The 15099-nt window shown below is 62.8% G+C and carries 10 protein-coding genes; 4 read left to right on the top strand and 6 right to left on the bottom strand.

What is annotated here, in order from left to right:
• Positions 1–3540: an urea carboxylase gene (gene uca / locus U5G49_RS34400; protein WP_193445122.1), complete on the top strand. Its 3540-nt coding sequence runs from the start codon at positions 1–3 to the stop codon at positions 3538–3540.
• Position 3541: 1 nt separating this feature from the next.
• Positions 3542–5347: an allophanate hydrolase gene (gene atzF / locus U5G49_RS34395; RefSeq protein WP_193445123.1), complete on the top strand. Its 1806-nt coding sequence runs from the start codon at positions 3542–3544 to the stop codon at positions 5345–5347.
• 97 nt (positions 5348–5444) lie between these two features.
• On the opposite strand, the gene U5G49_RS34390 is transcribed toward atzF, so the two are convergent.
• The 3 genes from U5G49_RS34390 to U5G49_RS34380 are packed head-to-tail and all read right to left on the bottom strand — an operon-like array spanning position 5445 to position 7992.
• Entirely contained in the window at positions 5445–5855 is a 411-nt protein-coding gene (locus U5G49_RS34390; RefSeq protein ID WP_115157743.1) for a VOC family protein, read from the bottom strand.
• An 18-nt stretch (positions 5856–5873) separates the two neighbouring features.
• Positions 5874–6971 carry a Gfo/Idh/MocA family protein gene (locus U5G49_RS34385; RefSeq protein ID WP_193445124.1) on the bottom strand — a complete coding sequence of 366 codons (1098 nt, stop codon included), beginning with the start codon at positions 6969–6971 and terminating at the stop codon, positions 5874–5876.
• A 10-nt stretch (positions 6972–6981) separates the two neighbouring features.
• Complete coding sequence (locus tag U5G49_RS34380) at positions 6982–7992, bottom strand: Gfo/Idh/MocA family protein (protein ID WP_193445125.1); 1011 nt, start codon at positions 7990–7992, stop codon at positions 6982–6984.
• 366 nt (positions 7993–8358) lie between these two features.
• Between U5G49_RS34380 and U5G49_RS34375 the strand changes: the two genes are divergently transcribed.
• Positions 8359–9519 carry a fumarylacetoacetate hydrolase family protein gene (locus U5G49_RS34375; RefSeq protein ID WP_193445126.1) on the top strand — a complete coding sequence of 387 codons (1161 nt, stop codon included), beginning with the start codon at positions 8359–8361 and terminating at the stop codon, positions 9517–9519.
• 63 nt (positions 9520–9582) lie between these two features.
• Here U5G49_RS34375 and scpA read toward each other — a convergent pair whose 3' ends face one another.
• Positions 9583–11721 (bottom strand): methylmalonyl-CoA mutase, encoded by a 2139-nt coding sequence (gene scpA, locus U5G49_RS34370; protein ID WP_193445127.1) that lies wholly within the window; start codon positions 11719–11721, stop codon positions 9583–9585.
• 233 nt (positions 11722–11954) lie between these two features.
• On the opposite strand from scpA, the gene U5G49_RS34365 reads away from it, so the two are divergent.
• On the top strand, positions 11955–13313 hold the full coding sequence (locus U5G49_RS34365; RefSeq protein WP_193445128.1) for an LLM class flavin-dependent oxidoreductase: 1359 nt from the start codon (positions 11955–11957) through the stop codon (positions 13311–13313).
• 1 nt (position 13314) lies between these two features.
• Here U5G49_RS34365 and U5G49_RS34360 read toward each other — a convergent pair whose 3' ends face one another.
• Positions 13315–13968: a methionine ABC transporter permease gene (locus tag U5G49_RS34360; RefSeq protein WP_182564356.1), complete on the bottom strand. Its 654-nt coding sequence runs from the start codon at positions 13966–13968 to the stop codon at positions 13315–13317.
• A complete protein-coding gene (locus tag U5G49_RS34355; protein ID WP_182564357.1) occupies positions 13949–15034 on the bottom strand; it encodes a methionine ABC transporter ATP-binding protein in 1086 nt (361 codons plus the stop codon). Before U5G49_RS34355 ends, U5G49_RS34360 begins: the two co-directional genes overlap by 20 nt.
• Between the last annotated feature and the right edge of the window lie 65 nt (positions 15035–15099).

The raw sequence follows: 15099 nt of genomic DNA, 5'->3' as shown, positions 1-15099 counted from the left end.
ATGTTCACCAAGGTTCTTATCGCCAATCGCGGCGAAATCGCCGTCCGCGTCATCCACACATTGAAGAGGATGGGCATTGCCTCAGTTGCCGTCTATTCCGATGCCGATCGATTCTCGAAGCCGGCGCTGACCGCTGATGAGGCCGTCCGCCTCGGCCCGGCGCCTGCTGCCGAAAGCTATCTTGACGTCGATGCCGTTATTGCCGCCTGCAAGGCGACGGGCGCTGAGGCCGTGCACCCAGGCTACGGCTTCCTCTCGGAGAATATCGGCTTTGCCGAGCGGCTCGCCGCTGAAGGCATCGCCTTCATCGGCCCGCGCCCAGAGCATCTGTCGGCCTTCGGCCTGAAGCATACGGCGCGCGAATTGGCGAAAGCGAGCGGCGTGCCACTGCTGCCCGGCACCGATCTCTTGCAGAGCGTCGACGAGGCGCTTTCGGCTGCCGAGACCGTCGGTTATCCCGTCATGTTGAAAAGCACAGCCGGCGGCGGCGGTATCGGCATGCAACTCTGCGCCGATGCCGCCGGCCTCAAGGCTTCCTTCGAAAGCGTGCAGCGGACCGCGCGCGCCAGCTTCGGCGATGCGCGCGTCTACATCGAGCGTTTCGTTGCCGAAGCACGCCATGTCGAGGTGCAGATCTTCGGTGACGGCAAGGGCGGCGTGATCGCGCTCGGCGAACGCGACTGCTCGCTGCAGCGGCGGAACCAGAAGGTCGTCGAGGAGACGCCTGCGCCTGGCCTTTCTGCGGAGACAAGGGCGCGGCTGCACAAGGCGGCGGTCGACTTGGGAAGTTCGGTCTCCTATGAATCGGCCGGCACTGTCAAATTCATCTATGATCCCCAGCGCCAGGAATTCTATTTCCTCGAGGTCAATACCCGCCTTCAGGTCGAGCATCCCGTCACCGAAGCCGTCTTCGGTGTCGACCTCGTCGAATGGATGATCCGGCAGGCGGCAGGCGAGGATGTGCTCTCGGGCGCCAGAGGCCTGACGCCGAAGGGTGCGGCGATCGAGATGCGGATCTATGCCGAGATGCCGCATGCCGATTTTCGCCCGAGTGCCGGCCTTTTGACCGAAGTCATTTTTCCCGACAGCGCCCGCGTCGACGGCTGGATCGAGACGGGAACCGAGGTCACGCCCTTCTACGACCCGATGCTTGCCAAGCTGATCGTGGCGGCGGAAGACCGACCGGCGGCGATCGAGAAGCTGAAGGCAGCACTCGCCGAAACATCGATATCGGGCATCGAGACCAATCTCGATTATCTCAGGGCGATCGCTGCTTCCGAACTGCTTGCCAGCGCCAAGGTTAAGACAACGGCGCTACGCGAGTTCGCCTTCGTTCCCGATGTCGTCGAGGTTCTCGCGCCCGGGGCGCAGTCAAGCATCCAGGAACTGCCGGGCCGGCTCGGCCTTTGGCATGTCGGTGTGCCGCCGAGCGGGCCGATGGACGAACGCTCCTTCCGTCATGCAAACCGGCTGGTCGGCAATGCCGATGTGACGGCTGCGCTGGAGTTGACCGTTTCCGGTCCGACATTGCGGTTTTATGCCGACCAGACGATTGCGCTCGCCGGCGCGCGGATGCCAATGACATGCGACGGCGTAAAACTGCCGCATGACGCCCCGGTGACAATCCGTGCGGGTCAGGTTCTGTCGGTCGGTGCGATCGAAGGACCAGGGCAACGCGCCTATCTCGCCGTCGCCGGCGGTTTTGCCGCTCCCGTTGTGCTCGGCTCGCGCGCGACCTTCGGCCTTGGCCAATTCGGCGGCAACGCCACCGGCACACTGAAGACAGGGCACGTGCTGCATTTTGCCCGGCAGGTGCCGGCCGAACCGGCGAGACCCGCGGCGGAGGCGGCGGCATTGACGCGCGAATGGGAGGTCGGCGTCGTCTACGGTCCGCACGGAGCTCCCGATTTCTTTCAGGACAGCGACATCGAGACGCTGTTTTCGACGGCCTACGAGGTGCATTTCAACAGCGCCCGCACCGGGGTGCGCCTGATCGGCCCAGCCCCGCAATGGGCACGTAGCGACGGCGGTGAGGCGGGGCTGCACCCCTCCAACCTGCACGACAACGCCTATGCGATCGGGGCGATCGATTTTACCGGCGACATGCCGATCATTCTCGGCCCTGACGGCCCGAGCCTTGGCGGCTTCGTCTGCCCGGCGGTGATTGCCCGCGACGAGCAGTGGAAGATGGGCCAGTTCAAGCCCGGCGACCGTATCCGTTTTCATGCGGTGGCGCGGCAGGAAGACCCGATCGCTGGCCCGGCGGTGCGGCCGCCCTCGGAAGAAACAGGTTCGCCGATCCTCGGCATCAGCGAGGATGGCCCGGTGTCTGTCGTTTATCGCCGCCAGGGCGACGACAATCTGCTCGTCGAATATGGGCCGATGACGCTCGATATCGCGCTGCGGCTGCGGGTGCATCTGCTGATGCAGGCGGTCGTCGAGGCCCGCCTCCCCGGCGTCATCGACCTCACCCCCGGTATCCGCTCGCTGCAGATCCATTATGACGGCACGCAGCTGACGCGCCGGCGCCTGCTGGGGCTGCTCTCCGAGATCGAGGCCACGCTGCCGGCAGCCCAGGACGTCACGGTGCCGAGCCGCATCGTGCATCTGCCGCTCTCCTGGAGCGATCCGGATGCGGAACTTGCGATGCGCAAATATCAGGAGCTCGTGCGCCCGAACGCGCCCTGGTGCCCGTCGAACATCGAGTTTATCCGCCGCATCAACGGTCTTTCCGACGAACAGGCCGTCCGCGATATTGTCTTTGATGCAAGCTATCTGGTGCTCGGTCTCGGCGACGTTTATCTCGGCGCGCCGGTTGCGACCCCGACCGATCCACGCCACCGCCTCGTGACGACGAAGTATAATCCCGCCCGCACCTGGACGCCGGAAAATGCCGTCGGCATTGGCGGCGCCTATATGTGCATCTACGGCATGGAAGGACCGGGCGGCTACCAGCTCTTCGGCCGCACCATCCAGGTCTGGAACACATGGCGGGAGACGCCGGCCTTTGCCAGGGGCAAGCCCTGGCTGCTGAACTTTTTCGACCAGATCCGTTTCTTCCCGGTCAGCAATCAGGAATTGACGGAGGCGCGCGCCGGCTTCCCGCATGGCGGCTATCCGATCAAGATCGAGGAGACTGAATTCTCCTATGCCACCTATGAGAGGGAATTGCAGGCTAACGCGGCGTCGATCGGCCGTTTCAAGGCAACGCAGCAGGCTGCCTTCGATGCCGAACGCCAGCGCTGGAAGGAAGCCGGGCTCGACAGCTTCGTCACCGATGAAGGCACGGGCGAAAGTCCGGATGGGGATATTCCCGACGGCTGCTTCGGTGTTGCCAGCGCCGTGCCCGGCAATATCTGGAAATTGCTGGTCGAGCCGGGCGCCCCGGTTGCGGCCGGCGATACACTTGCCATCATCGAATCGATGAAGATGGAAATCAACGTCACCGCCCATGCGGCAGGCCGCGTCCGCGATCTGCGCGCCGGGCCGGGAAGAAACGTCAAAGCCGGCGATATCATCGTCGTTCTGGAGGAATGCTGACATGCTGCCGACCATCCTCGATCTCTCAAGTCTTCGCGCCGCCTATCAATCCGGCCTGACACCGCTCGATGCCATCGAAGAGGTGATCTCGCGCCGTGCCGCCTCTAGAGATGCGGCAATCTTCATCACCCCGGTGCCGGATGAGGAACTGCGCACTGCTGCCAAAGCGTTGATGGCACGCGCGCCTGAGGCAAACAGTCTGCCGCTCTGGGGCATTCCCTTTGCCGTCAAAGACAATATCGATGCCGCCGGCCTGCCGACAACTGCCGCCTGCCCGGCCTACGCGTATCGGCCGGAAATCGATTCCACGGTTGTTGCCCGGCTGAAGGCAGCCGGTGCCATCATCATCGGCAAGACAAATCTCGACCAGTTCGCGACCGGCCTCAACGGCACGCGCTCGCCCTATGGCGCGCCGCGTTCGGTCTTCGATGCGGCCTATATCTCAGGCGGTTCGAGTTCCGGATCGGCGGTCACGGTGGCCTCCGGCCTTGCGGCCTTCGCACTCGGCACCGATACGGCAGGCTCCGGCCGGGTGCCGGCTGCCTTCAACAATCTGGTCGGCATCAAGCCGACGCCGGGTCTCCTGCCGAATACTGGCGCGGTACCGGCCTGCAAGAGCGTCGACTGCATCACGATTTTTGCTGCGACCGTCTCTGACGGTGTTGCGATCCGCAAGGTCGCCGAAGGCTTCGATGCAGCCGATGCTTTCTCGCGTCGCGCCAGGCCAGCGAACCTGCCTGTGTCGGGCTTGCGCATCGGCGTTCTGACCGACGCCGAGCGGGAGTTCTTCGGCGACAAGGAGATGGAGGCGCTCTACGATCAGGCGATCGAGCGGGCCAGAGCGCTCGGCGCGACCATCGTGCCTTTCGATTACGCGCCATTCCGCGAGGCCGCCGCCCTTCTCTATGACGGGCCGTGGGTCGCCGAACGTCTGGCGGCCGTCGAGACCTTCCTCGCCACGAACGCGGCCGATTTCGACCCGACGGTCAGAGGGATTATCGAAGGCGCCAAGGGCAAGACCGCGGTCGAGGCTTTCAACGGCCGATACCGGCTGGAAGAGTTGCGTCGCAAGACCGAGGCCGAATGGGAAAAGGCCGACGTGCTTCTGCTGCCGACCGCACCGACCACCTACACCGTGGCGGACATGCTGGCCAATCCCGTCGTGCTCAACGGCCGCCTCGGTCGCTACACCAATTTCGTCAACCTGCTCGATTGCGCAGCGATCGCCGTTCCGGCCGGCTTCGGCAAAGGTGGGCTGCCGGGCGGCGTGACCGTCATTGCACCTGCCTTCACCGACGACGCGCTGGCGCCGCTTGCCGATGCGCTGCACCGCGCAGCAAGCTCCGGCATGGGCATCGACCGGCAGGCTGCGATCCCCGAAGCAAGCCGTGTTATGCCTGGCGATGACGGTTTCATCGAAATCGCGGTCGTCGGTGCGCATCTGACCGGCATGCCGCTCAATCACGAACTGGCAGGCGCCGGCGGGCGTCTGGTCAAGACCTGCCGCACATCAGGCGACTATCGCCTCTTCGTCTTGCCCAATACCACGCCGCCGAAACCGGGACTGCTGCGCGAACCCGGCCACAAGGGTCAGGGGCTGGAGGTCGAGGTCTGGGCACTGCCGGCCGATGCTTTCGGCAGGTTCGTCCAGAAGATTCCGGCACCCCTCGGCATCGGTAAGCTGACGCTCGAAGACGGTTCCAGCGTCTCCGGCTTCGTCTGCGAGGCCCATGCCGTGAAAGGTGCCGAGGAAATCACCGCGCTTGGCGGCTGGCGCAACTATATCAGCGCCAAGCTGGCGAGCTGAGGAGAGCCTTGCATGGCGGCAAAACTCGTCCGGCGCCTGATCGATCTGCTGCGGGACGGTCTGGCCGCCCGCAGCGAAGCGATCGGCAGTACCTGTGTCAGCCCTGGCGGCTCTGAGAGCGTTCGGCAAGCTCGACGATGATGCCGTCGGGATCGCGAACGAAGGCGATCTTGTTCAGCATCTCGGAGTGGACGGCAAAGCGCGGCCGCTCCTTGATCTCGACGCCCGCTTGTTCAAGGCGGGCAAAGGCCTCGTCGACACTGTCGAAATGAAAGGTGAGGTGGCGGACGCCGGCTGTATCTTCAGCCACGTCGACCGCCCTCGACGCGCCGCCGGGCGGCGCAAAGACCTCCAGCATGCCGCCGCCTGCATCGAGGAACGCTACCTGCATGCCATTCGCCATCGTCTTGCGTAGCACGAGGCTGAGTCCGAGCAGGCCACAGTAGAAGTCGACGGTGCGGTCCATGTCGCTGACCGTCATGCCGACATGCTCGAAGGATTTCAGCATGGGAAAGCCCTTCCCGGTTCAGACGGTGGCCGCAACACGCCATTCCCCGGCCGGAAGCCAGGAGCGATAGAGCGGATGATCGGCGGCGATCGGCATCGGCGTCGGTTGTCCGGTTCGCTGCGAGAAATAAGCGGCCGTTACCAGTTCCAGCGAATTGCGGGCATCCTGCAGCGTCACCGGTGGGTCGGCATCCTCTACGATCGCCTTGTGGAAGAGCTCGAACTGACGGGTGTAGCCATCCTCGCCAGGCACATAGGCGGCGAGCACTTCGTCGATCCGGGCCTGATGTTCCTCTGTCCCGGCGACGAACGTCCACGGGTCACGGCCCATCGTATAGGGTTCGATGATGCTTTCGGCGACGAGATCGTTGAAGCAGAAGCGCAACCGCGAGATCTCCTTGCGCGAACCCAGTGTCATCGACAGCGTCGCCAGCGAGCCATTTTGCATCCTCACCGAAAGGGCAGCCGTATCCTCGACCTCGATCGGATTAACCAGCGTCGCCCCATAGGAAAACACCTCGGCGCAGGGGCCATGTACATAGTTCAGCATGTCATGAGCGTGGATGGCGTGGCCGAGAAGGCCGCCGCCCAGTTCGCTCGCCCATTTGCCGCGCCACGGCACGGCATAATAGTCCGGACCGCGCCACCAATGGGTTTCGATCGTTGTCAGGAACGGCTTACCGGCCAGGCCGCGCTCGATCAGCAGCTTGAGCTTCTGCAGGCCGGAGCCGTAGCGATACTGAAAGATCGGCATCAGCTTCCTGCCGGGGTAACGATCGAGGATGCGCCCCATCTCGTCAACCTCGGCGATCGAGCCGAAGAGCGGCTTCTCGCAGATCACATGCTTGCCGGATTCGATGCCCTTGCGGCAAAGTTCGAAATGCGAGCTCGGCGGTGTCGAAATGTCGATGATGTCGAGATCGTCACGGGCAAACAGCGAATCCGCATCCTGCGTATATTCGCCAATGCCATATTCCTCGCACAGCGCCTTGCCGCGTTCCTCGTCGAGCGAGCAGAGCGCAGGAACCTCGAAAAGCTCCTTGTTCCAGCCGAAGCCGGCCAGATGCCGCGCAGCGATGCCTGCGCCGATGACGCCGACGCGCAATTTCCTGGTCATGATATCCTCCTCAGCGAGCGCCGATGCGCGCGGCTTTCGCCTGGGCTTCGAGCGAAAGTCGGCAGACTTCAAAAACGTGATCCTGGGTCATCGCCGTCTGCGTGCGGTTGCCAACGTCGGCGGTGAAAGCGTCGAAATAATCGAGGTTTTCGCCGCTGCAATCGATATGGGTCATTTCCTTGCCGTTGACCAGGAAGAGATGATCCTTGCCCGGCCGGCCGGCAATATCGATATATTTGCGCAGCTCGATATAACCTTCGGTGCCGAGAATGGTCAGGCGCCCGTCACCCCAGGTCGGCAGCGCCTCCGGCGTGAACCAGTCGACACGGACATAACCCGCCGCCTTGTCGGAGCGCAGAAGCACCTCGCCGAAATCCTGAAAGGCGGGCTTGTCAGGCATGCCGAAATTGCCGATCGAGCTTGCGATGACCTCGCCTGTGCTCGAGCCAGTATAGAACAGAAACTGGTCGACCTGGTGTGAAGCGATATCGACGATGATGCCGCCGAAGGCCTCGGGATCGAAGAACCAATCCGGCCGGGTCGGCAGTTGCAGCCGGTGTGGACCGACGCCGAGCGTCTGGATCACTTTGCCGATCGCGCCTTCGGCGACGAGCTTGCCGGCCTTGACGGCGGAGCGCACGCAGTGGCGCTCGGAAAAGCAGATCGAGAAGATCTTGCCGGTCTCGGCAACGGTGCGCCTGACGTCCTCGAGCTGGGCGAAGGTCGTCACGCCAGGCTTGTCAGTCATCACGTCTTTGCCCGATCTCATCGCGCGAATGGCAAGTCCGGCACGATCGCGGGGGATTGCGGAAATGCAGATGACGTCGATCGACGGATCGTCGAACAGCTTTTCCCGGTCAATCTGCGGCGCGTCAGGATAGGTCTTCTCAAAGGCCTCGCGCAGTGCCGGCACCGAGGTCTGCGGGCAATAGCCGACGAATTCGCCGCCTGAAGCAAGCAATCCCTTCACGTGATCAAACGTATGCCCATGGTCGATTCCGACGACGGCAAATCTCAACATCGCTGCAATATCCTCCTCGGATTTTCGTGTGGCCGGCTGACGCCAGCCTCCTCCATGTCGCGCAAAACAGATAACGAAAGCCGGCTCCTGTCAAGGCGAGATAGCGGGCAAAATCGTCGCGGCCTGTATTTAAATATTTGAAATATAACAGTTATTTTGTATCTAAATAGTTATTTTGCGGGCTTTTGCAATTGGATTCCCGAGGAAGTCCGCCGCTTGAGCCGATCAGGCAAAGGTCTTTTTCCCCCGCGCATCTTGCCCCATCTTCACGAATGTGATCGATTTTGGTCGTCGCCGGGTCGGAGGGCGGCAACACCCCGCAATTTTTAAAAGAGCTCTTCTCGCTCGCCTTGATGGAAGATCACCATGTCTCAAGCTCTTCTCGATGTCGCCGCCTCGGATGGTCTTTTTGTCGGTCGCATCTGGAATCCCGAAGCGAAGGGACCGAGCATAGTGACGTTGCGCGAAGGCGTGCTTCTCGACATTACGTCGCGAGAGGCGCCGACGCTGAGCGTCCTGCTCGAGCGGCAGGATGCCGCCGCCTTCGTCCGCGCAGCAATTGGTAAGGCGGTTGGCTCGCTGGCGGACATTGCCGCCAACAGTACCGGAGCTCCGGATCAAAGGCGCCCTTATCTCCTTGCGCCCGTCGACCTGCAGGCAGTCAAGGCCTGCGGCGTTACCTTTGCGCAGTCGATGATCGAGCGCGTCATCGAGGAGAAGGCGGCCGGCAATCCGGAACGTGCCGCCTCGATCCGCGAGCGAGTCAGCACTCTGATCGGCGGCAGCCTCACCAATCTCAAGGCCGGTTCACCGGAGGCTGCCAAGGTCAAGCAGGCGCTGATCGACGAGGGCATGTGGTCGCAATATCTCGAGGTCGGTATCGGGCCGGATGCCGAAGTCTTCACCAAGTCGCCGGTGCTTTCCTCCGTTGGTTGGGGTGCGGATGTCGGCCTGCATCCGATCTCGACCTGGAACAACCCCGAGCCGGAAATCGTGCTTGCGGTCAACAGCCGCGGCGAGATCAAGGGTGCGGCCCTCGGCAACGACGTCAACTTGCGCGACGTCGAAGGCCGCTCGGCACTGCTGCTCGGCAAGGCCAAGGACAACAACGCCTCCTGCTCGATCGGTCCTTTCATCCGCGTGTTCGATGCCGGTTACAGCCTGGATGACGTACGCAAGGCCGAACTCGACCTGAAAGTCACCGGCCAGGACGGATTCGTACTGCACGGCAAGAGTTCGATGTCAAAGATCAGCCGCGACCCGACCGATCTCGTCAAGCAGACGGTCGGCGCCCATCATCAGTATCCCGATGGTTTCATGCTTTTCCTCGGCACGCTGTTTGCGCCGACGCAGGACCGCGACGCGCCGAACCAAGGCTTCACCCACAAGATCGGCGATGTCGTCGAGATTTCCTCAGCAGGCCTCGGCGCGCTCGTCAACACCGTGCGCCTTTCGACCGAATGTCCGCCTTGGACCTTTGGTATTTCGGCGCTGATGAGCAACCTCGCAAAGCGCGGGCTGCTCTAATTCTTTGATTTTGCGCATTTCCGGGCGGAAAACCGCGTCGCACTTTTCCTGGAAATGCTTCAGCTACTGGTTTCGCCGCCTGCCCTGCAGCAGATCGAGGACGGAGTTTGCCGCCTCGAGAACGTTTGTCCCCGGGCCGAACACGGCTGCAACGCCGTGTTCGTGCAGGAATTCATAGTCCTGACGCGGGATGACGCCGCCGCAAACGACGATGATATCGCCACCGCCCTGTTCTCTCAGCCTGTCGATCAGCTGCGGTAGCAGCGTCCTGTGACCGGCCGCCAGCGACGAGACGCCGACGACATTGACCTTTTCGCTGAGTGCGACGCCGGCAGCTTCCTCCGGTGTCTGGAAGAGGGGACCGGCGAGTACATCAAAGCCGATGTCGCCGAAAGCCGAGGCGATCACCTTGGCGCCTCGGTCGTGTCCGTCCTGACCGAGCTTGGCGACCATGATCTTCGGCCGGTGCCCCATGGCTTCCGTCACCTCCGTCATGCGGGTCTTGAGCACGGCGAGTTCCGGCTCATTTTCATAGGCCTCGCCGTAGACGCCCTTGATGACTTCAGGGGTCGCGGCATGATCGCCGAAGGCATCACGCATGGCGTCCGATATTTCGCCGACCGTGGCGCGGGCTCGGGCCGCCGCGATGGCGGCTTCCAGCAGGTTGCCCTTGCCGGTCTCTGCGATCTCTACCAGGGCCGCCAGCGCCTCGCGCACGGCTCCGCCATCGCGGCGCCGCTTCGTTTCCTCGATACGTCTGATCTGCGCTTTGCGCACTGCGCTGTTGTCGATCTCCAGAATGTCGATCGGCTGCTCGGTGTCGAGCCGGTAGCGATTGACGCCGACGATGACCTCGTCGCCCTTGTCGACGGCCGCCTGGCGGCGCGCGGCCGCTTCCTCGATCAGCCGTTTCGGCAGGCCTTCCGCTACCGCCTTGGTCATGCCGCCCAGTGCCTCGACCTCCTCCATCAAGGCCCAGGCCTTGTCGGCAAGCTCGGCCGTCAGGCTTTCGACATAGTAGGAGCCCGCCAGCGGATCGACCACTTTTGTCACGCCGGTTTCGTGGCTCAGGATCAGCTGAGTATTGCGGGCAATGCGTGAGGAGAATTCCGTCGGCAGCGCGATCGCCTCGTCGAAGGAATTGGTGTGCAGCGACTGCGTACCGCCCAACACTGCCGACATCGCCTCGAAGGCCGTGCGTATGATGTTGTTGTAAGGGTCCTGCTCCTGCAAGGAGACGCCGGAGGTCTGGCAATGGGTGCGCAGCATCAGCGAGGACTGCTTCTTCGGATGAAACCCTTCCATGATCCGCGTCCAGAGCAGGCGGGCAGCGCGCAGCTTGGCGGCTTCCATGAAGAAGTTCATGCCGATCGCAAAGAAGAAGGACAGGCGGCCGGCGAATTCGTCGACACTCAGGCCTTTGGCGATGGCGGCGCGGACATATTCGCGGCCGTCGGCGAGCGTGAAGGCCAATTCCTGCACCAGCGTCGCGCCGGCTTCCTGCATGTGGTAGCCGGAGATCGAGATGGAGTTGAACTTCGGCATCTCGCGGGCGGTATAGTCGATGATATCGGCAACGATCCGCATCGAGGGTTCGGGCGGATAGATATAGGTGTTGCGGACCATGAACTCCTTGAGGATGTCGTTCTGAATGGTCCCCGAGAGCTCAGCCCGTGGAACGCCCTGCTCCTCGCCGGCCACGATGAAGGAGGCAAGGATCGGGATGACGGCACCGTTCATGGTCATCGACACCGACATTTCGCCAAGCGGAATGCCGTCGAACAGGATCTTCATGTCCTCGACGCTGTCGATTGCCACGCCGGCCTTGCCGACATCACCCTCGACGCGCGGATGATCGCTGTCATAGCCGCGGTGGGTGGCAAGATCGAAGGCGACCGACAGGCCCTTCTGGCCGGCCGCCAGATTGCGGCGATAGAAGGCGTTCGATTCCTCTGCCGTCGAGAAGCCGGCATATTGGCGGATCGTCCAGGGCCGGCCGGCATACATCGTCGCCCGCGGGCCGCGGGTGAAGGGGGCAAAACCGGGAAGCGAACCAAGGTGCTCGGCGCCGTCGAGATCCTCGGCCGTATAGAGCGGCTTGACGGCAATGCCTTCCGGCGTCTGCCAGGTCAGCGTTTCGGGCGAGGTACGCAGTTCCTTTTGCGCCAGCTCCGCCCAATCCGACAGCGTCTTCTTCGTCATGCGGTTCCTCCGGATTTTTTCATCCCAACCCTACCAGTTCACCGGCTCCTCGTGCGATAGAGCCCGAACAGGATGATTTTAGGCCGAGCCGGCCTAAAATCTGAATCCTGTTCTACATTATATAGTTAGAGCATGATGTCGTCCGAAAACCGCTCACACTTTTCGGCATCATGCTCTTGGATAATTAATGCGGCAAATCCTTGATTTCTATTGCCGGCTTTGGGACCCGCCTCATGAAGACCATGCAGATCTATGCCTTCGACATGAACTGCGTCGGGCACATCAATCACGGCCTGTGGACGCATCCGCGCGACCGCTCAGCGCATTATACCGATCTCGACTACTGGACAGAGTTTGCCAAGACCGCCGAACGCGGCAAGCTGGACGGCATCTTCCTGGCCGATATCGTCGGTGTCTATGATCTCTACAAGGGTAGTCCGGCGACGGTGATCGAGACGGGCGCGCAGATCCCGGTCAACGATCCGCTGATTCCGATTTCGGCGATGGCTTATGTGACAAAACATCTGGGTTTCGGCGTCACCGTCAACACCACCTATGAGCCACCCTTCCTACTGGCACGGCGCATGTCGACGCTCGACCACCTGACCAAGGGACGGATCGGCTGGAACATCGTCACCGGCTATCTCGACAGTGCCGCCCGCAGCATGGGTTTCGACAAGCTGCCGGAACATGATGCGCGCTACGATGCAGCCGAGGAATATCTCGAGATCGTCTACAAGCTCTGGGAAGGGAGCTGGGACGACGATGCGGTACTGCGTGACAAGGCAGGCGGCACCTATGCCGATCCCTCCAAAGTGCGCACGGTTCGTCACGACGGCAAATATTACCGGATGGAAGGCATCCATCTCTCAGAACCCTCGCCGCAGCGCACGCCCCTGCTCTTTCAGGCCGGCGCCTCGGCACGCGGGCAGGATTTCGCCGCACGCCACGCCGAATGCGTCTTCATCGCCGGGCCTAATCCCAAGGCGGCCAGGCCGACCGTCGATGCACTACGGGCGAAGGCGGAGGTATTCGGCCGCGGCGCCGACGCATTGAAGATCCTGAGCCTGATCACTGTTGTCGTCGGGCGGACGGAGAAGGAAGCACGCGACAGGCTGGAGGAGTACCGCCGCCATGCGAGCGTCGAGGCCTCGCTTGCGCATTACTCCGCTTCCGTCGGCATCGATTTTTCGAAGTATGGATTGGACGACGTCATCGACCAGAGCTCGACCAACGCCAATCAATCGGCACTTGCGGCGATCACGAAACAGGCGGCGAAGCCGGTGACGCTGCGTGACATCATCGACCAGATGGTGCTCGGCAGCCGGATGAAGCCGATGGTGGGCTCGCCCGAGCAGATCGCCGATCATCTTACGACATGGATCGAAGAGGGTGGCATCGACGGCTTCAATCTGGCGCGGACAGTGGCGCCGGAAAGCCTGCGCGATTTCGTCGACCTGGTCGTCCCAGTGCTACAGGAGCGCGGTGTCTTCAAGGCGGACTATGCTGCGGGACCCTTGCGGCACAAGCTTTTCGGCGGCGGGAACGGCAGGTTGCCCGCCGCTCATCCCGCCGCCCAATTCCGGCGCTGATTTATCGGTGGTCTAGCCTGGCGACCAGCCGGTCGCCAAGCCACTGGATCCCGCAGACGAGCACGATGAGGACGGCCACCACCGCGATCATCACACTGGTTTCGAAACGCTGATAGCCATAGCGGATGGCGAGATCGCCGAGGCCGCCGGCGCCAATCGCGCCCGCCATGGCCGAGGCGCCGATCAGCGTCACCAGCGTGACGGTGAAACCGGCAACGATGCCTGGCAGCGCTTCAGGCACCAGCACCTCACGGATGATGGTCCAGCGATTGCCGCCCATGGCGCGCACGGCATCGATCAGCCCGCGGTCGACCTCGCGCAGCGATACTTCGGCGATGCGGGCGTAATAGGGCGTTGCAGCGATGGCGAGCGGCACGATGGCAGCCCAGGTGCCGAGCGCGGTGCCGACGATCAGCCGCGTCAGCGGGATCAGCGCTACCAAGAGGATGATGAAGGGCACCGAGCGGAAGCCGTTGATAACAGCGCCGAGCACACGATTGATCCCGAGGCTTTCGGCGATGCCGCCACGCGCCGTCGCGACCAGAGCAAGGCCGAGCGGCAGGCCGGCGACGAGCGAAATCACTCCCGAGGCGACGGTCATCAGGATGGTCTCCCAAAGGGAGCGAATAAGCAGTTCAAGCATGATCGGTGTCATAACCTAGCACCTCCACCCGGGCGGACCGAGCCATCAGGAATTGTTCGACCTTTCCGGCAAGCGCGGGGTCGCGCGCGGGAACGGCGATGAAGAACCGTGCCACCGGCTGGTTCTGGATGTGGTCGATGCCGCCATGGACGAGGCGGAAGGAATGCGGCAGCGCCGCCGAGAGTTCGGCAAACAGCGCGCCCTGCGCCTGCGGCCCGGCGAGATCGACGCTGAGGATCGCTTCGCTGCCCGCCGTCGCCGACAGCCGGCCGGCGATATGCTCAGGAAGCTGCGGCCGGATGCCGCCGAGCAGGCTCCTGGTGATATCAGCCTGCGGGTTGGCGAAGATCGACCAGACCTGTCCTTCCTCGACGATCCGCCCGGCATCGATGACCGCGACGCGATCGGCAATGCCGCGGACCACTTCCATCTCATGGGTGATCAGCAGTATGGTCAGCCCGAGCTTACGGTTGATGTCCTTGAGCAGCGCCAGGATCGACCGGGTCGTTTCCGGATCGAGCGCCGATGTCGCCTCGTCGGACAAAAGCAGTGCCGGGCGTGCCGCGAGCGCCCGGGCGATGCCGACGCGTTGTTTCTGGCCACCGGACAGCGATAAGGGATAGGCCTTCGCCTTGTCGGCAAGACCGACGAGCTCGAGCAGATCGTGCGCCCGTTTCAGGCGCTCACTCTTTGCCAGGCCCTCGATCTTCAGCGGCAGCGCGACGTTTTCCTCAACGGTCTTGGCGGAAAGCAGATTGAAATGCTGGAAGATCATGCCGATGCGGCGGCGCAGCGGCTGCAGGTCCTGTTCTGAAAGTCCGGTGATATCTCGGCCTTCGATGAGGATCTCGCCGCTATCGGCGCGCTCCAGGCCGTTCAAGCAGCGGATCAGCGTCGATTTTCCGGCGCCGCTGCGGCCGATGATGCCGAGGATTTCGCCTCTCTTCACCGTCAGCGAAATGCCGTCGAGTGCTGCAGTGGTTCCAAACCGCCGCTTCACGTCGGTCAGCCTCACCACCTCTTCGGTCGCCGTTTGCGGCTCTGCCGCGATCGCCGTGGCGGAAACAAAGGAATTCATGTGTTTTTCCTTACAAATGCTGAAGGCGGCCCGGGCAAAGAACGCCCGGACCGCCTCTCGGCAGG

The sequence above is a fragment of the Rhizobium indigoferae genome (genome assembly GCF_034554815.1).
In the GTDB taxonomy this organism is placed as follows: domain Bacteria; phylum Pseudomonadota; class Alphaproteobacteria; order Rhizobiales; family Rhizobiaceae; genus Rhizobium; species Rhizobium leguminosarum.
Note: the sequence above shows the minus strand (reverse complement) of the source record. Positions and strands in the feature narration are given on the sequence as shown.

Coding starts and splice junctions, on each gene's coding strand:
- uca (WP_193445122.1), top strand. CDS start 1: ATGTTCACCAAGGTTCTTATCGCCAATCGCGGCGAAATCGCCGTCCGC.
- atzF (WP_193445123.1), top strand. CDS start 3,542: ATGCTGCCGACCATCCTCGATCTCTCAAGTCTTCGCGCCGCCTATCAA.
- U5G49_RS34390 (WP_115157743.1), bottom strand. CDS start 5,855: ATGCTGAAATCCTTCGAGCATGTCGGCATGACGGTCAGCGACATGGAC.
- U5G49_RS34385 (WP_193445124.1), bottom strand. CDS start 6,971: ATGACCAGGAAATTGCGCGTCGGCGTCATCGGCGCAGGCATCGCTGCG.
- U5G49_RS34380 (WP_193445125.1), bottom strand. CDS start 7,992: ATGTTGAGATTTGCCGTCGTCGGAATCGACCATGGGCATACGTTTGAT.
- U5G49_RS34375 (WP_193445126.1), top strand. CDS start 8,359: ATGTCTCAAGCTCTTCTCGATGTCGCCGCCTCGGATGGTCTTTTTGTC.
- scpA (WP_193445127.1), bottom strand. CDS start 11,721: ATGACGAAGAAGACGCTGTCGGATTGGGCGGAGCTGGCGCAAAAGGAA.
- U5G49_RS34365 (WP_193445128.1), top strand. CDS start 11,955: ATGAAGACCATGCAGATCTATGCCTTCGACATGAACTGCGTCGGGCAC.
- U5G49_RS34360 (WP_182564356.1), bottom strand. CDS start 13,968: ATGACACCGATCATGCTTGAACTGCTTATTCGCTCCCTTTGGGAGACC.
- U5G49_RS34355 (WP_182564357.1), bottom strand. CDS start 15,034: ATGAATTCCTTTGTTTCCGCCACGGCGATCGCGGCAGAGCCGCAAACG.